This window comes from uncultured Bacteroides sp. (assembly GCF_902491285.1).
In the GTDB taxonomy this organism is placed as follows: domain Bacteria; phylum Bacteroidota; class Bacteroidia; order Bacteroidales; family Bacteroidaceae; genus Bacteroides.
On record NZ_CABUHK010000002.1, the window covers coordinates 97,211 to 116,948 of the forward strand.

12 protein-coding genes are annotated in these 19,738 nt (G+C 40.3%); 8 read left to right on the top strand and 4 right to left on the bottom strand.

Annotated features, from left to right (window positions below; all coding sequences use genetic code 11):
* Nucleotides 1-258: 258 nt before the first annotated feature.
* A complete protein-coding gene (locus RDN93_RS00920; protein ID WP_005844406.1) occupies nt 259-2,106 on the top strand; it encodes a 2-oxoacid:acceptor oxidoreductase subunit alpha in 1,848 nt (615 codons plus the stop codon).
* A gap of 23 nt (nt 2,107-2,129) precedes the next feature.
* A complete protein-coding gene (locus RDN93_RS00925) occupies nt 2,130-3,134 on the top strand; it encodes a 2-oxoacid:ferredoxin oxidoreductase subunit beta (RefSeq protein ID WP_117814733.1) in 1,005 nt (334 codons plus the stop codon).
* A 157-nt stretch (nt 3,135-3,291) separates the two neighbouring features.
* Here RDN93_RS00925 and upp read toward each other — a convergent pair whose 3' ends face one another.
* Nucleotides 3,292-3,951, bottom strand: a complete 660-nt coding sequence (upp, locus tag RDN93_RS00930) for a uracil phosphoribosyltransferase (protein ID WP_005850404.1) — start codon at nt 3,949-3,951, stop codon at nt 3,292-3,294.
* Nucleotides 3,952-4,211: 260 nt separating this feature from the next.
* Between upp and pckA the strand changes: the two genes are divergently transcribed.
* Together pckA and RDN93_RS00940 are read left to right on the top strand one after the other, a co-directional pair.
* Nucleotides 4,212-5,819, top strand: coding sequence for a phosphoenolpyruvate carboxykinase (ATP) (pckA, locus tag RDN93_RS00935; RefSeq protein ID WP_308743852.1), 1,608 nt, complete (start codon nt 4,212-4,214; stop codon nt 5,817-5,819).
* 105 nt (nt 5,820-5,924) lie between these two features.
* Nucleotides 5,925-6,575, top strand: a complete 651-nt coding sequence (locus RDN93_RS00940; RefSeq protein WP_032934986.1) for a nitroreductase family protein — start codon at nt 5,925-5,927, stop codon at nt 6,573-6,575.
* Between the two features lie 60 nt (nt 6,576-6,635).
* On the opposite strand, the gene typA is transcribed toward RDN93_RS00940, so the two are convergent.
* The 3 genes from typA to RDN93_RS00955 all read right to left on the bottom strand — a co-directional run bounded on the left by typA (nt 6,636) and on the right by RDN93_RS00955 (nt 13,584).
* Nucleotides 6,636-8,438, bottom strand: a complete 1,803-nt coding sequence (gene typA / locus RDN93_RS00945) for a translational GTPase TypA (RefSeq protein ID WP_005844415.1) — start codon at nt 8,436-8,438, stop codon at nt 6,636-6,638.
* Nucleotides 8,439-8,504: 66 nt separating this feature from the next.
* Nucleotides 8,505-12,626 (bottom strand): two-component regulator propeller domain-containing protein, encoded by a 4,122-nt coding sequence (locus RDN93_RS00950; protein WP_117814744.1) that lies wholly within the window; start codon nt 12,624-12,626, stop codon nt 8,505-8,507.
* A gap of 352 nt (nt 12,627-12,978) precedes the next feature.
* Nucleotides 12,979-13,584, bottom strand: a complete 606-nt coding sequence (locus RDN93_RS00955) for a DUF5033 domain-containing protein (RefSeq protein WP_117814743.1) — start codon at nt 13,582-13,584, stop codon at nt 12,979-12,981.
* Between the two features lie 438 nt (nt 13,585-14,022).
* On the opposite strand from RDN93_RS00955, the gene RDN93_RS00960 reads away from it, so the two are divergent.
* The 4 genes from RDN93_RS00960 to RDN93_RS00975 all read left to right on the top strand — a co-directional run bounded on the left by RDN93_RS00960 (nt 14,023) and on the right by RDN93_RS00975 (nt 19,717).
* Nucleotides 14,023-14,592, top strand: a complete 570-nt coding sequence (locus RDN93_RS00960) for a DUF3575 domain-containing protein (protein ID WP_005844422.1) — start codon at nt 14,023-14,025, stop codon at nt 14,590-14,592.
* Between the two features lie 12 nt (nt 14,593-14,604).
* Nucleotides 14,605-16,065: a DUF3868 domain-containing protein gene (locus tag RDN93_RS00965; protein ID WP_005844424.1), complete on the top strand. Its 1,461-nt coding sequence runs from the start codon at nt 14,605-14,607 to the stop codon at nt 16,063-16,065.
* An 823-nt stretch (nt 16,066-16,888) separates the two neighbouring features.
* Entirely contained in the window at nt 16,889-18,586 is a 1,698-nt protein-coding gene (locus tag RDN93_RS00970) for an Mfa1 family fimbria major subunit (protein ID WP_117814731.1), read from the top strand.
* Nucleotides 18,587-18,670: 84 nt separating this feature from the next.
* A complete protein-coding gene (locus tag RDN93_RS00975; RefSeq protein WP_005850416.1) occupies nt 18,671-19,717 on the top strand; it encodes a FimB/Mfa2 family fimbrial subunit in 1,047 nt (348 codons plus the stop codon).
* Nucleotides 19,718-19,738 lie beyond the last annotated feature (21 nt).

Genomic DNA, 19,738 nt, shown 5'->3' on the forward strand with positions numbered 1-19,738 from the left:
ACTTTCATGTTGTTCATAAAACATGGATAAAAATAATAAATTGTAAAAATGAATCGTTTTTGATGCTGTCATAATGATAGGAATTTATGCTTTTAAACAGGTAATTATCTCTGCTTTTTCTTAGCTTGGAAACAAATAAACCTTTAATTTTGTACATTTTGATATTCAAACGTAGTTTGATAGCGGAATATTTTGTCCTTTGACAGAACTTTCCGAACTTTGCAAACAGTGAAATTTTGTAACCCTAAATAATAAGTTATGGCAGATGAAATGATAGTCAAGGAGTTGGACCAAGTGGTGGTCCGTTTCTCAGGCGACTCAGGCGATGGTATGCAGCTGGCCGGAAATATCTTTTCTAATATTTCGGCTACAGTGGGAAATGATATCAGTACATTCCCCGATTACCCGGCGGATATACGTGCCCCGCAAGGTTCGTTGACCGGTGTGTCAGGTTTCCAGGTGCATATCGGTGCGGGTAAAGTTTTTACCCCTGGTGACAAATGCGACGTGCTGGTCGCAATGAATGCCGCTGCATTGAAAACACAATACAAATTTGCGAAGTCCACAGCTTGTATCATTATTGATACAGATTGTTTTCAGAAATCAGACCTGGACAAGGCGGCTTTCAAAACAGACAATCCGATTGAAGAAATGGGTATTAAGCAGGATGTAATTGCTGCTCCTATTTCGCAGATGGTGAAAGATTGTCTGGCAGATACAGGCATGGACAACAAGTCAATGTTGAAATGTCGTAATATGTTTGCTTTGGGATTGGTCTGCTGGTTGTTTAATCGTGACCTGGCGGTTGCTGAAAATTTCTTGCGCGAGAAATTTGCAAAGAAGCCGCAAATAGCTGAAGCGAATATTAAAGTGATACACGCCGGATATGATTATGGGCACAATACGCATGCGTCTGTGGATCATACTTATAAGGTGGAAACTAAGTCTAAAGTACCTGGAAAGTACATGGATATCAGCGGAAACAAGGCTACGGCTTATGGCTTAATTGCTGCTGCCGAGAAAGCAGGTCTGCGTTTGTTCCTGGGATCTTATCCCATTACTCCGGCAACAGATATCTTGCATGAACTTTCTAAACATAAATCATTGGGAGTGACTACGGTTCAATGTGAAGATGAAATTTCAGGTTGCGCTACGGCTATCGGTGCCTCGTTTGCAGGTGCGTTGGCAGCTACTTCTACTTCGGGACCGGGTGTTTGTCTGAAATCAGAGGCTATGAATCTGGCTGTTATTACAGAATTACCATTGGTGGTTATTAATGTACAGCGCGGCGGTCCTTCTACTGGTTTGCCTACTAAGTCTGAGCAAACAGATTTATTGCAGGCTTTGTTTGGCCGTAACGGTGAATCTCCTATGCCGGTCATTGCCGCAGCTTCTCCAACTCATTGTTTTGATGCTGCTTATGATGCTTGTAAGATTGCCTTGGAACACATGACCCCGGTGGTGTTGCTGACTGATGGTTTTGTAGCAAATGGTTCCGGTGCATGGAAGTTGCCTGATCTGGCGAACTATCCGGCTATTAACCCACCCTATGTTACTCCGGAAATGAAGGATAATTATACTCCTTACAAGCGTAACGCCGAAACAGGTGTCCGTTATTGGGCATTGCCGGGACAGGAAGGTTATATGCATATTTTGGGAGGCTTGGAAAAAGACAGTGATACAGGTGCTATTTCTACCGAGCCTGAAAACCATAATTTGATGTGCCGTTTGCGTGCCGAGAAGGTTGCTAAAATTCCAGTGCCTGATGTTAAGGTGCAAGGCTGCGTAGAGGATGCAGATTTGCTGATAGTAGGTTTCGGTGGAACTTACGGTCATTTATATTCAGCAATGGAGGAAATGAACCATGCGGGCAAGAAGGTTGCTTTGGCACATTTTGTTCATTTGAACCCGCTGCCTCACAATACGGCAGAAGTGCTGAAGAAATATAAGAAGGTAGTCGTGGCTGAGCAGAATCTTGGTCAGTTTGCCGGATATCTCCGTATGAAAGTGGACGGATTTGTTCCTTATCAGTTTAATGAGGTAAAAGGCCAGCCGTTCGTAGTCAGCGAGTTAGTTGATGCTTTCACTGAGATTTTAAATAAATAATAACCGTAAAGAAAGTAAAGACTATGAACGAATATACAGCAAAAGATTTCAAAAAGGGACAACCTCGCTGGTGTCCGGGTTGCGGTGACCATTTTTTCTTGGCTTCGCTGCACAAAGCGATGGCTGAATTGGGAGTGGCTCCTCATGATACTGCCGTTATTTCGGGTATCGGATGTTCCAGCCGTCTGCCTTATTACATGAATACATATGCCATGCAGACTGTGCACGGTCGTGCGGCTGCTATTTCTACAGGCTGCAAGGTGGCTAATCCGAAGATTACTGTCTGGCAGATTTCAGGGGATGGTGATGGGCTGGCTATTGGTGGAAATCATTTTATACACGCCGTTCGTCGTAATATCGACTTGAATATGATTTTGTTGAACAACCGTATATATGGTTTGACCAAAGGACAGTATTCTCCGACCTCTCCCCGTGGATTTGTTAGCAAATCATCTCCTTACGGCACTGTGGAAGATCCGTTTCATCCGGCTGAATTATGTTTTGGTGCGCGTGGGCGTTTCTTTGCCCGTGCGGTAGCTACGGATGGTCCTGGTACAGTGGAGATTCTGAAAGCTGCTGCCAATCATAAAGGTGCGGCTGTATGTGAAATTCTTCAGAACTGCGTCATTTTTAATGATGGAACACACGAATCAGTATATACGAAAGAAGGTCGTTCAAAGAATGCCATTTATTTGGAACACGGTAAACCGATGTTGTTTGGGGTAGATAAAGAATACGGGCTGATGCAGGAAGGTTTCGGGCTGAAAGTGGTAAAGATTGGCGAGAATGGTGTGACGGAAAAAGACATTTTAGTGCACGATGCTCATTGTCTGGATAATACTTTGCAGTTGAAACTGGCATTGATGGAAGGACCGGATTTTCCGGTTGCATTAGGTGTGATCCGTGATGTGGAAGCGCCTACTTATGATGACGCCGTTAATGCACAGATTGAAGAAGTGGCCGCAAAGAAAAAATATCATAATTTCCAGGAATTACTGATGACAAATGATATTTGGGAAGTGAAATAATATTTTTCATCTTCCCTGTAGGAACCGGATCTACAGAGTTGTTCTAAAAATTAAATGGTTAGTAATAGGCAGTGAATAATTGCCGGTTACTAACCATTTAATTTAGAATTTTAGTGTGTAAGAGAACACACCTGAAACTGTCCTTATAGTTTGAGCTTTAGAGTTTCTCGCCGAATGATAAATCACCGGCATCCCCTAACCCCGGAACAATGTATTTGTGCTCGTCCAAGACAGGGTCTATGGCGGCACACCATAATGTGACATCATCGCCGGGAAAAAGTTCTGCCATATGCGCTACCCCTTGTTGGCTGGCAATGACACAGGCCATCTGCAATTTAGCTGGTTTGCCTTTGGTAAGGAACGCTTTCCAGGCAAGTTCCATGCTTTCACCGGTGGCAAGCATGGGATCAACGAGAAGCAAGGTTCTGTCATTCAATGAAGGAGCGGCGATGTATTCAATGTGTACATCTACAATACGGTGTTCATCATCTTTGTAAAAACGGAATGCGGAAACGAAAGCGTTGTCGGCATGGTCGAACATGTTCAGAAAACCGGTGTGCAGCGGCAGTCCGGCACGGAATACCGTTGCGATCACTATTTTGTCATCGTGTGTGCTGGCCGTGGCAGTTCCCAAGGGTGTCTGTACTTGCTTTACGGAATAGGTTAGTGCTTTACTCATCTCGTATGCCATGATTTCTCCTATTCTTTCAATATTTCTGCGGAAACGCATACGATCATTTTGAACATGTACATCGCGCAATTCCGCTACATATTGGTTTAGGAGAGAATTGCCTTCACTGAGATTGATGATTTTCATATCTATGCTTTTGTTATATTGTTGACTTTGACCTGCAAAGAAACAAATAATTTCTAGATTTGTAAAGTACGAATTGCATTTTTGTTACACAAATATAAATATTTGATTATTACGGAAATTTTTCTCTAATAACTTCTTTTTTTTAAAATAAAGCACTAATTTTGTAGCGCCTTAGACAAGGGGGTGTTGAAAAACATCTTCTTTCAGAAAATAAAGAGTAAAAATAACATTATACAATAACCAAATTAAATCATTAAAAAATGGCAAATTTAGATTTAAGCAAGTACGGTATTACCGACGTGAAGGAAGTTCTCCACAATCCTTCTTATGATGTGCTTTTCGCTGAAGAAACTAAACCGGGATTGGAAGGTTTCGAAAAAGGACAGGTTACTGAACTGGGTGCTGTAAACGTAATGACTGGTGTTTACACAGGTCGTTCTCCTAAAGATAAATTCTTCGTTAAGAATGAAGCTTCTGAAAATTCAGTATGGTGGACTTCTGACGAATATAAAAACGATAACAAACCTTGTACTGAAGAAGCTTGGGCTGACTTGAAGTCTAAAGCTGTAAAACAATTGAGCGGCAAGCGTTTGTTCGTTGTTGATACATTCTGCGGTGCTAATGCTGCAACTCGTATGAAAGTACGTTTCATCATGGAAGTAGCTTGGCAGGCTCATTTCGTAACTAACATGTTCATCCGCCCGACTGCTGAAGAACTGGAAGCTTACGGAGAACCTGATTTTGTATGTTTCAATGCATCTAAAGCAAAAGTTGACAACTATAAAGAACTGGGCTTGAACTCTGAAACAGCTACTGTTTTCAACTTGAAGACTAAAGAACAAGTTATCCTGAACACTTGGTACGGTGGTGAAATGAAGAAAGGTATGTTCTCTATCATGAACTACATGAACCCGCTTCGTGGTATCGCTTCTATGCACTGCTCTGCTAACACGGATATGGAAGGAACTAGCTCTGCTATCTTCTTCGGTCTGTCAGGTACAGGTAAGACTACTTTGTCTACTGACCCGAAACGTAAGTTGATCGGTGACGACGAACACGGATGGGATGACGAAGGTGTATTCAACTACGAAGGTGGTTGCTATGCTAAGGTTATCAACCTGGATAAAGACAGCGAACCGGATATCTACAACGCCATCAAACGCGATGCTTTGCTTGAAAACGTAACTGTTGACGCTAACGGTAAGATTGACTTCACTGACAAGAGCGTAACAGAAAACACTCGTGTTTCTTATCCTATCTACCACATCGAAAACATCGTTAAGCCTGTTTCTAAAGGTCCTCACGCTAAACAAGTTATCTTCTTGTCCGCTGACGCATTCGGTGTATTGCCTCCGGTATCTATCCTGAACCCGGAACAAGCTCAGTACTACTTCCTGTCTGGATTTACAGCTAAATTGGCTGGTACAGAACGTGGTATCACTGAACCGACTCCGACATTCTCTGCTTGCTTCGGTGCTGCTTTCTTGTCATTGCATCCTACTAAGTATGCTGAAGAATTGGTTAAGAAGATGGAAAAGACTGGTGCTAAAGCATATTTGGTTAACACTGGTTGGAACGGTACTGGTAAACGTATCTCTATCCGCGATACTCGTGGTATCATCGATGCTATTTTGGATGGCTCTATTGATAAGGCTCCTACTAAGGTTATTCCTTACTTCGATTTCGTTGTTCCTACAGAATTGCCGGGTGTTGATCCGAAGATCCTTGATCCTCGTGACACTTACGCTGACGCTGCTCAGTGGGATGAAAAAGCAAAAGACTTGGCTGGTCGTTTCATCAAGAACTTCGCTAAGTTCACTGGTAACGAAGCAGGTAAGAAATTGGTTGCTGCCGGTCCGAAATTGTAATCTGAATTTTACAGATTTAACATATAAAAAGTGGTTCCTATCGGGAACCACTTTTTTTTATGCTTGAAAATGCCTAGATTTGTTGCAAACCAAATATGATAGCAAATGAAATTATTTAGATTAATGTTAGTTGGTGCAGGTATGTTCGTATTATGCAGCTGTACATCGCAAGGTTCTCAACAGAAGGAAGTTGTTACGGATAGTGTTTCCGTGAGTCAGGTAGACCCTGTAATAGAAACTATTATGAGCCGCCGTAGTATACGGAAGTATAAGCCCGAGGCTGTGGAACGTGAAAAAATGCAGACTATAGTGGAATGTGGAATCAATGCACCTAATGGAATGAATAAACAGTCATGGGAGGTTCGTGTAGTAGATAATCCGGAATTTATCAATGGTTTGACTGAAATTTTCAAAAAAGAAAATCCCAAAGCGGCAGAACGTCCGGGATTTCAGAATATGTTCAATAATGCTCCTACAGTAGTGTTTATTGCTAACGATCCTGCATATGATATGTCACAGATAGATTGTGGTCTGTTGGGTGAGAATATGATTTTGTCTGCTTGGTCAATGGGAATAGGTTCCTGCTGTTTGGGAGGGCCTGTGCGTTTCATGAAATCACCTGCAGCTGCCGAATATATGAAACAGTTGGGATTCAGTGAAGGGTATGAGTTGCTTTATGCGATTGCTTTCGGTTATCCCGATGAAATGCCGGCTGCTAAACCTAGAGAAGTTAGTAAAGTAAAGTTTGTAGATTAAATATAAAAAATCCCGAAGGTAATATGGTCTCCGGGATTTTTTATATTAAAGGTAGATTGATTAGCTTTTGTTAGCTCTCTTACGTTCTGTTTCGTCAAGAATCACTTTACGCATACGCATACTCTTTGGAGTAACTTCTACATATTCATCTTCCTTAATGTATTCCAATGCTTCTTCCAACGAAAATACTACCGGAGGAATGATGCGTGCCTTGTCATCAGAACCTGATGCGCGCATATTGGTAAGCTTCTTCGATTTAGTTACATTGATAACCAAGTCGTTTTCATGAACATGTTCACCTACTACTTGGCCGGCATATACTTCGTCTTGCGGATAAATGAAAAATTTGCCACGATCCTGTAATTTGTCAATAGCGTATGCAAAAGCTGTTCCGCTTTCCATAGCAATCATAGAACCGTTGCTGCGACGTTCTATCTCGCCCTTGTATGGTTGGTAGCATTTAAAACGGTGAGCCATGATCGCTTCTCCGGCCGATGCTGTCAGTACATTGGTACGAAGACCGATAATACCGCGCGAAGGCATATCAAACTCAATGTTTACACGGTCACCCTGTGTTTCCATAGAAACTAAATCACCTTTACGGCGGGTTACCATATCGATCATTTTACTGGAATATTCTTCGGGTACGCTGATCGTTAATTCTTCGATAGGTTCGCATTTTACTCCGTCTATTTCTTTGAAGATAACCTGAGGCTGGCCCACTTGTAATTCGTATCCTTCGCGGCGCATGGTTTCAATCAGGACAGAAAGATGAAGCACACCACGTCCTGAAACAATCCATTTACCGTCCTCCAGTTCGCTTTTGCGTACACGCAATGCCAGGTTCTTATCCAATTCTTTGGTCAAGCGGTCTTGGATGTGGCGTGAAGTCACAAACTTACCTTCTTTGCCGAAGAAAGGAGAATCGTTGATAGTGAATAACATACTCATGGTCGGTTCGTCAATGGCGATGGGGGGCAATGGTTCCGGATTTTCGAAATCGCAGATAGTATCACCAATTTCGAAGCCTTCTACACCTACTACAGCACAGATGTCTCCCGATGAAACGGCATTTGTCTTTTTACGTCCTAAGCCTTCAAAAGTATGTAGCTCTTTGATTTTAGACTTTATCAGACTACCATCACGCTTTGCTAGTGTAATATTCATACCTTCTTTCAGCGTACCACGATGTACACGTCCTACAGCAATACGACCTGTATATGCTGAATAGTCTAAAGAGGTGATTAACATTTGAGGAGTTCCCTCCAACTGCTTCGGTGCCGGAATATGCTCAATAATAGCGTCCAACAACGGAACCAGGTTTTCTGTCGGGGTCTTCCAATCAGTACTCATCCAATTATTTTTGGCAGAACCATAGATAACGGGGAAATCCAACTGATCTTCTGTAGCATTCAGGCTGAACATCAAGTCGAATACCATTTCGTATACTTCTTCCGGACGGCAGTTGGGTTTATCCACCTTGTTCACTACAACTACAGGTTTCAATCCGATCTGTAATGCCTTTTGCAATACGAAGCGTGTCTGCGGCATCGGGCCTTCGAATGCGTCTACCAATAAGATACATCCATCAGCCATATTGAGTACACGTTCTACTTCGCCACCGAAGTCGGCGTGTCCCGGAGTATCAATAATATTGATTTTTGTTCCTTTGTAGTTAATTGAAACGTTCTTTGAAAGGATAGTTATCCCTCTTTCGCGTTCCAAGTCATTATTATCCAATACCAGTTCACCATTTGTCTGGTCGTTGCGGAACAAATGTCCCGCCAGCATCATCTTGTCCACCAAAGTCGTTTTTCCGTGGTCTACGTGGGCGATGATCGCAATGTTTCTAATGTCTTGCATACTATACCTATATATTTGGCTGCAAAGGTACGATTTTTAATTCAAAAAATATTTGGCTGTTAACGATTATTTTTTATCTTCCGTATCTTCTTTACTATTAAATGTAGAGGGAGTGGTGCCATAGAAATCGACAAAATGCTTTCTGAAGGTGGGGATGTCATTATAACCAACCATTTCGGCTACCTCCTGAACATTGTATTTGCGGCTTCTCAGTAATTCGGCAGAACGTTTTAACCGGACTCCTCTTACTAATTCTATGATAGTGAAATTAGTGAGTTGTTTTACTTTTCTGTAAAGGGTAGGTTGACTCATGTTCAGCATTTCGGCCAGTTTTTTCACATTGAATTCCGGGTTTTGCAGGTTCTCATTTACAATATTCAGAATTTGTGTGATGAACGGGTCTTCTATGATGATTGTTTCCGTATTCTCTTCTTGCGAGCCGTTGACGGTGATGGAAGGCATTAGTAGTTTGGTATAAATCCGTTTCAGTTCAGTCCGGCTTTTTATTAAACGTTTTACTTTAGTGCGGAGAATCTCCGGATTGAACGGCTTCAGAATATAGTCATCAGCTCCTAATTCTATTCCTTTCACTATATTTTCATCATCTGTCAAAGCTGTCAGCAGAATAATAGGGATATGGCAAGTTTTTAGATCTTCTTTCAGGATACGGCAACATTCAAAACCGTTCATGACAGGCATCATGACATCCGTTATTACAAGATCCGGTATTTCTTTACGTGCCATTCTTACTCCTTCTTCCCCATTTTCCGCCATAATAATATTATAGGTGGCAGAAAATAATACTCTCAGATAGAGGCGGATATCTGCATGGTCCTCAACAACCAGTAGTTTGTATTTGGTTTCGGGGTTGTCAATAGGTTTGGCGGTTATACTGTTTGCTATTTCCTGTTGTCTTTTATCCTCTGCAGTAATCATTGCTTTATCTGAATCTTCCATTATTGTTTCGGGTTCGATGAAACATACGTTTTCATCATTGTTCAAATGTTGTTTACCTAGAGGGATATAAAGAACAACTCGGGTTCCTTTGTTTTTTTCTTGAGTGATTTGGATATCGCCGTGGTGGGCTAGTATTGTCGTTTTCATAATTTCAATGCCTAATTCGGGATGTAGCCGGTTGCTTGGAGGATTGTAATTGTCCGATCCAAGGAAGATGACAGAGGACTCTTCTATCATTTCTTTCCCGTCATCCTCTATAGTAAAAAGGCAGAAATCTTTTCCGTTGATAGTACTGGTGTTTACAGTAAAGTGGATGGAACCGGAATACGAGATATGCCGGTAGGCATTGGATAATATATTGCTTAGAATAAAGATTATCTTTTTCCGGTCAATCCATATTTCCGTATTTATTTTGTTGTCTTTGTCATAATGCAGGTTAATGGGACTGACGTTCAGTAGTTCGTGAGATGCACGGACTACAGTGTCGGCTATCACGCTGGCAGGATAAGGGGCCACATTCAATTTAGGACTGTAACTTTCTTGCTGATGAATATTCAATAGCTGGTTACAAATGTCTTGCAGGCTGATTGAATTCCGATAGGCCATTTTTGCTTTTTGCAGGAATGATTCCGGGAAGGCCGTATTAGTAATCATTTCTTTTAACGGAGCGGTGATGAGTGATAACGGGGTGCGTAATTCCTGTGCCAGCATATATCTGATTTGGTCACGCAATTGATGGTTTTTCTCTTCTTCTTTTCTTATTTCCGTTTCTTCTTCCAGCTTTTCTTTCAGTTTCACTTCTTTGGCCTTGTAAACTTGCCGTTTCTGTAATTTCCGGTTAAAGTACATCCATGTAAGCAAAGAAATAATGATAATAGCCAGGATGTATGCGGCGATGGCCCATCCGGTTGCAGCCCAATATCTATTTACATTGATAGATAACCGGGTTATTTGTTTATTTTCTTCCAACGGATAAGACGAGCGTATTTCCAGTACATATTTCCCAGGAGGGATATTGCTGAGTTTTATATGATCGTCATAATTCGTATTCCATTTTTCTTCTGTGGGTAACAGGCGATATTTCACTGTGTTGGGCGAGGTTCCGTATTTCAGATCACTTAAATAGAGAATCAGGTTGTTGTTATTGTAGTCTAAAGATAAATGTTCTATCAGGTACGCAGGTTTGTCCAGAATGACTTGTCCGTTTATTTTTTCTCCTATTTCTACTTTATTGTAATTAATATCTATATCGGAGATATGGAATTGGCAGTTACTTGAACTTTCTTTTAAAGTGCGCGGTTCAAAATAGAGTAATCCTGTAGAGTTCGCCCATAGCAATTTCCCGTCATTCAGCCGACATACATCGTAATAACTTTCCGGTAATGCGTAGGTATATGATGCATTGTTCTTGTTATTCAATGTGATAAAACCAGCATTGCTTCCCAGCCAGGTATTTCCGTTCTTATCATCTATCATACAGCTTATGTGTCCGTTAGGCAAGTCTTTTTGTAAGATCATGATAGAGGATATGGTTTTCTCTTTTCCGTCTATTTGGATAATTTTATCAGTGTATGAGATAAGCAATTGGTTATAGTTATTCAGATAAAGTGCCAATACTTTTCCGGGTGTCAGGTTTCTTGCCTTTTCATAACCACCGGTGAATTTTATTTGTTTTCCTTTACGGTTGGCACGGTGTATTCCTTTTTCAGTACCTAGCCACATGGTTCCATCTCCATCTTCACATATAGCGGTTATTTTTTTGAATTCTTTCGTATAAGGTTGTGCTGCTATGCATTCGTGTGTCTGATGGTTATAGACCATTATTCCTTTTTCGGTGGCAATCCATAAATGGTTTTGTGAGTTTAGATATAGTTTCAAGATAGAAGCAGTTACAGCAGAGTCTGCTGTTTCGGGGTTTAGTTGGTGAATCACCGTTTCACCGGTAGCAGGATTTACCCAAAGGATGTTTCCTTTGTCATCGCCGAACCATAATCCTCCATTGCGATCTTTGTGCAGGCAATAATGATTATTCTTGTGACTTTTCTCCCATAAGGAAAAGTGCAGATTAGGAGAGATCTTATTTTCTGTACTTTTATATATGCCATCTTTTTCGGTGACCAGCCAGATGTATCCGTCGGCATCTTGTGCTATACTATTCACATATCTTATTTCATCGTTCAACGGGATACGGTTGATATCGTTTCCTTTGAGATTCAGTTTCAGCAATCCTCTGCCGAAAGTTCCTACCCAAAGCACATTGTTGGACTTGTCAAAATGAATGTCGGTAATTCTGTTTTTGAGGATGGGGGCATAGTAAGAATCATGTTGGGTCAGATCTACAATGTGGAATGGCGACTGGAGGTAGTTGTCCGTTTCAAATCTTATGGCTGACAGTGAACTCCATGTGGCTATAATGAATGTGGTCTTATCTATTTGGATTATATCGCGTATATCTTTTTGAATGAAGGATGACTGGCTGTTATCATTCAGTGTGCGTGATGTTTTAGTGTTTGTATTATAACAGATGATTCCTTCGGTTTGGTCACAAATCCACACATTATCATTATATATATGTATTTTTTCAATGTTGTCGGCTTTCACAATACCTAGATCGGTTCCATTTATATGCTCGCTACTTTTATCGGAAACGTTATAAAGCAAGATTTGATTCTCTGCTGTCAGTGCGCATAAAATATCTTCGTTATTATAAAGTCCTAGGACTTTTGTTTTTATATCTATAAGCAGTTGGGCAGTCAGTCTTATTTCATCTGCATTTTTCTCCATATTTAACTCTACTATGGCATTGGAGGTCAAGGCATATAATTTGTCTTGTAGTACACATATATCCTGTATATCTTGCAATACCTCAGGAGTAGGTGAGATAAGTGGCATATAGATTCCACGCATCTTGTCAAAACAGGCTATTTGGTTTAAATTGGCGATATGAGACCATAGCAGATTGTTTGATGTTTCATATAAATGAGTTAAGGCACGTGGCTCTTTATCAATCAGATTGTAATTATGAAAATGTATTCCGTCATAGCGGCTTAGTCCAACATCGGTTCCTAACCATAAAAAGCCGGCTTTATCCTGATAAATTCCAGTCAATGTATTGTTGCTCAATCCGTTTTGTTTGGTAAGTAGTTGGATACCACACTGGCGGAAATAACTTTGCGCATTAGTAGTTGATAGACAAAAACTACATAATAAGGTGATTATTAAAGATTTCATCATAATAAATTGTTTCACTTTTATTCCCCTGTAATCAGATTGGTCACGTACAATCTGCTTGATATTATTCCTTAATCTATTTTAGGAATTCCTACAAATATAGCAAACTATATTTTCATAACCAACTAAAAGTCATAGGAATATATTCTGTTTTTAGTATCAACAGGTTCGGTGAAAAGAAAGGATAGTAGGTATTCCGTTCACACAGTTTTGTCTTGTCTTGATTATTAGACGATTGTATTTGAATGAAATACACCCCCTGTCTCTTGCTATTTTATTAAGGTATGTATACCAAGCTAGAAACAAGGGGGGAATGATGGTATATATTATAAAGTGATTATTGTATTATATATCATAAATTGTAGGAAAATGCAGCATCATGGTTTCGGGGATTATAGTTGCCATTTATAGTGACAGGAATCTGCATATATTTGATTCCATTATCTATTACTTTCATATAAATATAGCTTTGGGATTCGAATTTATAATTTTTTGTGGCATTATCGGTAGCCAGGCTGAAACCTTTAAGATACCATTTTATCAAAGAAGAAGAACATTCCGCCTGATATCCGCCATAGTAGAGGCTTCCGTCATTGTAACAGTTCATATTTAACTGGATAGTGAAAGCATATTTATGATCTATTGTTTGCTTCATTACAATTCTAAGCCATGTTTGTTCTCCTTTGGTGGCAGTTTGAATATCAAGTTCTTCTTGAGCATCAGTATGTTTTCGTAGGACAGATAGAATATGGTCGGCTTCAGAAAGGCTGATAGCCGGTAACTCACTTAATTTTAACTTGTCAGAATTGTTTTCCTCGTATGTAACGCTTCTGGCTCCATACGTTTTTTTCAGGAGATACGTTGAAACTGAGTTTTCAACGGGGTCATTACCATCTGCAGAGCAGGATGCCAAACTCATCATAACGAGCATGGCAATTATTAAATGCATTGCCTTCATAGAACTATAATTTTTTATTGTTTTTTTGATTATGTGAATGATTGACCCATTATCATCCGATACAAAAGTAGGTATTCTTTTCATGTATCCAAATTATTTTCAAGCTTTTTTGATGAAAACACCCTCTTTTTGATGAAAATACCTGCTATGTTGGAAAGAAGGAGTTGTTTGGCTATATAAGGGGGCGTTTTTATCATGATGAAAGGATTTTCATTTATGGATGGAGAAAACTCCGTTGGTGTTCCATTTGATAGTTGGAATGTTTCTCATTGAATGGATGTTCTGTTTTTGACGGAAATAGGAACTAAGATTGTTTTTTGTTCATTCTGTATTTTGCCGAAACCACCTCTTAATAAAGATTAATTTGCCAATATCCTGTTAAAAGAATAGCCTCTACCTTTGTGATGTAAAAAATAACTTAGCTAGAGAGAATTGAATATGGTAATACGAAGATTTTTATTTTCATGGGTGTGTCTGCTGGCTTCTTCCTTATTTATGTATGGACAGGTGGCTGTTAAGACTAATGTGGCGATAGATGCCGTCGCCATACCAAACTTAGGAGTGGAAGTAGGGTTGAGCAAGAAGCTTACAGTGGATATTCCGTTTTATTATAATCCCTGGAAATACAGCGATAATAAAATGTTGAAACTGGTGATGGTACAGCCCGAGTTGCGTTATTGGCTTTGTGATAAGTTCAATGGTCATTTTTTCGGTTTCCATTTAATGGGAGGAGCATACAATACTACCGGTATTGATTTGCCGTTTTCTCCTTTCGATGATTTGAAAGACTTCCGTTATAAGGGACATTTTTATGGCGGCGGTGTCAGTTACGGTTATCAGTTTGTGCTGGGACGCCATTGGAATCTGGGCGCCACCATCGGTTTGGGTTATGCTTATGTGCGTTATAAGAAATATGAGTGTGAAGAATGTGGAGATATGTTGGAGAAATCCAACAAGAATTATTGGGGTCCTACTAAGGCTGCTCTGAATCTTATTTATATATTCTAAAAATTACGGATTATGAAACTTATATGTTATATACTTCTTATATTATTGATACCGGCTATTCCGGTAGGTGCACAGACATTATCAGGTGGTCAGGTACAAGTCAGCAATCAGTCAATCCTGATTAGTGATAATGGACAGGTGATGATAGGAATGGATATCACGTTGCCGGCTGCAATGGAGCTTTCTTCCAACTGTGTGGCAACTCTGACTCCGGTTTTGAAGACACAGGATAACAGTTATAACAGGATTTTGCCTGCTATTTGGGTATATGGGCGTATCCGTTCCATCGTGCAACAGCGTGAACGCAGTATTCCGTCGGATGCATATACCATTCTTCGTCGTAAGAATGGAACGGAACAGACTGTAAATTATTCAGCCCGTATTCCATACGAGAAATGGATGAATGGTGCAGAACTGGAACTGCAGGCTGCTATACGTGGCTGTGCCGATTGTCAGAAAGAAGAAAACAGTGCCTTTATAACTCGTGCCAATTTGGAACGCTATGTGGTAAAACCTGTCGTGGCATTCGTTTCTCCTGCTGTCGAGGCTGTGAAGAATCGTGCCGAGGAAGGACGTGCTTATTTGGATTTTCCGGTAAATCAGATGAATATTTATCCTGATTATCGTCGTAATCCATCCGAACTGGCTGCTATCAAACATACGGTGGATGTAGTGAAAAATGATGTCAATACTACCATTACTGAAATAGCTATTGTGGGTTATGCTTCTCCTGAGGGCAGATATGCGGCCAATGCGCGTTTGGCTCAGGGGCGTGCTGAGGCATTGAAGAGTTATGTAATGAATGAGTATGGCTTTAAAGCGGATTTGTTCAAGGTGAATTCTGTACCCGAGGACTGGGCCGGACTGCGTGCGTATGTGGCTAAGAATGATTTACCGCTGAAAGAAGAGATTTTGTCCATAATAGATAAGAATGAGAGCGATTTTGACGTGAAGGAGGAACGCATTAAGGCCTTGGATGGTGGAAAGGTATATGCCGCATTACTACAGGATTGTTATCCGGCTTTGCGTCACTCTGATTACACTGTACGTTATGTAGTTCGCGGATTTGATGTGGAAGAGGCAAAACAGATTATAAAGCTCCGTCCCCAGCAGTTGAGCTTGCAGGAAATGTTTCTGGTTGCCCAAACATACGAAAAGGGGAGTGACGAGTTTAACGAAGTGTTCGATGTGGCAGTGCGCATGTTTCCTGATGACCCAACAGCGAATATAAACGCTGCCGCTATCGAACTCCAACGGGGTGACTTGCAACAGGCGGTACGTTATTTGGACAAGGCCGATGCACAGGCGAGTGCGACGCTGAACAACAGAGGCGTACTGAAACTGTTGCAAGGGGACCTCGACTCTGCTGAGAATTATTTCAAACAGGCACAGGCCAAGGATTCCGTCGAAGCCGGAGCCAATTTGGAAGAAGTGACCAATAAACGTAAGGATGAAGCAATCTTTGTAAAATAAGACATATAGACAAACAGTACAATAAAAGATGTTAGAAGAAACTTGTTCTTTGCGAAAAGCGCAAGGTAAAATCCGGGGTAGTGGAGTCTATTCCCGGATTTTGAATTAAAGTTCAGCGCATTAGTGTCCTCACAGTGTTTTTAAGTTGAATTTTACATAATCTGTCGGTTGGGGGCTTTATGGAATATGTCGGAAGTCGAAGTTCCGGCAGTGGCAAAAAAGATCAAGACGTTTTTTAAAAAGCTCGCCATCTTTTTAAAAAAGCTCGCCGTCTTTTTTGAAAACGACTTGATCTTTTTAAGAAATACCCTTGTCTTTGAACATGTAGTATTTATATACGTACGCATAAGCCTATATAATTGTATAGGTCTATGGATATGTACGTATGTGAAGGAATGTGTACTTCTTGATGAGAGAAACACTTGCTCACTATATTTTTATGTTTTTACGGGTGATTCCCACTTTAGATTTGGCTTCCGCATATGTTGATGAGGGCGGCTTTTATGGAGGGATATTTTGCTGAAATGCCACACTGTCCGATCTGTTTGATGTAGTGAAAAAAAAGTACATGTTATCCTTGTTTTTTTCTCTTCTTTTTTAATGGAAAAATGTAAGAGGTGATTCTTTCAACGTGTAGGGTATTTCATTCACGTATGATGGAAATGCCCTGTAAAAGACGATATAAAGTCATTTTGTCAAAGATACCAATCTATTTTGTCGAAAATACCGATTAAGGTTTATACGATTAACCACTTACCTTTGCTGTGTTGACAAATAAGAATGGAAATTACAAAAATAGTTTATAATTTAAAAACTTAGGATTATGAAGATTAAGGGATTATTATTAGGAATGTTGGCATATGCTGCCATGGTAGCATGTACGAATGAGGACATTGTGAAAAACAATGTGAATCAACCAGAGAAAGTGAAGGGTAACCTTTCATTAGTGATAAGTTCTACATCAAACTCATCACGCGCTGCTGATAATGAAGAAAGCGGTGTAACGGATCCAGGTATCGAAGGTGAATCAACTGTAACAGATGCCGTTATAATTTTAAATAGACTAGATGAAAATGGAAATCTTACTAAAGAAGAATTCGGTGGTTATTTAACAAAGGCACAATTGAATGAAACTACGGCTAGTGGAGAGACCATTTACAATCCTTTCTTTACATTGGCAAATTCTGGATGGTATAAAGTGCTTGTTGTGTTAAATCCGACTGAGTCAATAGAAGCTATTGCCAACAGCCAACAATCGACTGATAAGTCTAAGTATGAACAAATTGCAGAAAGTTCTTATACAACAACTGGTGATATAACAATAGCTGCTGCCGGTCAATTTATGATGGTGAACAAAAAAGAGATAAAGGTAGACGTTTTATCCAACAACTATGAAGATCCAACAATAAAAGAGGTAGAGGTGGAACGTGTTGTTTCAAAGATAAATTATGTAATTGCTAAACCAAATAACTTATATCCTCTTACAGTACAAACTACTGATTATGCCATTGCGGAAACTACAAGTGGTTACTATATATATCCCGATAATAAAGCCGTTCGTTTGACAGGTTTGCATAAGGCAAAGAATTTGGATAATGATAATTCTGATGTTTGGATACATGAGGGAACAGATGGAACTGATAGAAGAGCTTTTATAAAGACAGAAAAAACTTATGGTCAGACAGGTGAACATATTTTTACTCTTCTTGAGCCGTTCCCCAAATTTGAATATTATACTACATCTACTGATGGTAAGCTTGACTGGACAGTGAAACTGGATAAATACGCGTTGGTGAATCTTTCAAATTCTGTGTATACGGCAAGACATTTGACGGATGCGAGCTGGGAAAACTTCAGGACTTTAGGCTTGTTAGGTGTAGACAATATGGCCTATATGGTTGATCCTAATTCAAAGAATAAGAATAATGTAACAGATTACGACCAAGCTTTTGGATCATATTTCTATAACGCATTGAAAAATGTAAATGCGGATAAAGTTGATGAGGCCAGCGATGATAGCCAAGTTTATTTCCAAGATCTTCCCACTGCTAATATTAACGATAATGAACAGGTAGGTCATCGTTTGGCTTATTGTTTAGAAAATATTGTGAAAAAAGAAAAGCAAGTACCAGCTTTAGTGACTGGTATTATTTTCCGTGGTCAGATTGGCGATGAAACGGGTGAGCCTGTTGGTACCATTTATAAATGCAATAATAAATTTTATACATCTATTGATGCTGTAAAAGCTGATAATGGTGCAGATGCATCTTATGATACTTATGAAAATGGACATTGCTATTATTATTCATCTGAAATTTGCCACAATAAAGGAGATCAGTATATGGATAAGGCAATCATGAGAAATAATATCTATGTACTGAAAGTTACTGGATTCGAGAATATCGGTGGTGCAACAATAACAATAGATCCTAGCGGTGAAGAGAGTGATAATAATTTCTATTTGCAATTGAATGCTAAGATTATTCCTTGGATTGTACGTTTCAATAACATTGAGTTCTAACAAACACTATGACAGACAGGGGAGGATTCATCTCCCTCCCCTTTATACCTTTCTATATTCTAACATTATAAAATGACCAAAAGCATGAAAACAGTAAAAACATTCGCCCGACAATTCTCCTTCAGCCTGATGATGGCCATGACATTGGGAAGTGCCGTTGTGTCGTGCGACAGCATACTCGGTGAAGAAGAGGTAGATTGCTCTGTAGAGTACAGAGTGAAATTCAAGTATGATTATAATATGAAGTATGCCGATGCTTTCTCGCGCGAGGTGGGGACTGTGACACTTTATGCTTTTGACGATAACGGCAAGTTGGTATATCAGAAGACAGAAGAAGGCGATGTGCTGGGAGAAGAAGGATATACCATGAAAGTGGATTTGGAACCGGGTGACTATCATCTTGTCACTTGGGCGGGACTGAATGATGAGGCTTCATTCTCAGTGCCTTTGGTTACGGCAGGGGAATCCTCGCTAGATGAACTGCAATGCAGGATGGATCGTCTGTACAGTCGTGCGGCTGATGGAACGGCTGTTGTGAACAGTAAACTTTCTGCGTTGTGGCATGGTGAAGTGACCAAGCAATCTTTCTCGCGGGCAGCAAGCTCGCAGGTAGTGACTGTGCCACTGGTGAAGAACACCAACACCATACGCATCATTCTCCAGCAAATGGACGGAGTGACTGTGGAGGTAGATAAATTTGAATTTACGATTACAGACGACAACGGTTTGATGAACTATGATAATAAGCTGCTGGAGGACGAAACATTAACATATTATCCCTATTACCGTATGCAGGGTGGCACGGATATGGGAACACGTGCCGATGGAGATGCAGAGGACAGCAATATCAGCGTAGCTATTGCACAGATTACCGTAGGGCGTCTGGTGGTTGAAAATAATCCCCGCCTCACCATAACCAACAAGGAAACAGGGGAGCCTGTACTTTCCATACCATTAGTGAAATACTTGCTGCTTACTGAAGCAGAAGGACATGAGATGACCAATCAGGAGTATCTGGACCGCCAGGACGAATACAATATGACTTTCTTTTTGGACGAGAGCATGAAGTGGATTAATACTAGCATCATTATCAATGATTGGGTGGTACGCTTCAACGAACTGGACATGTAATAACGAAACTAAAAAAGCAAT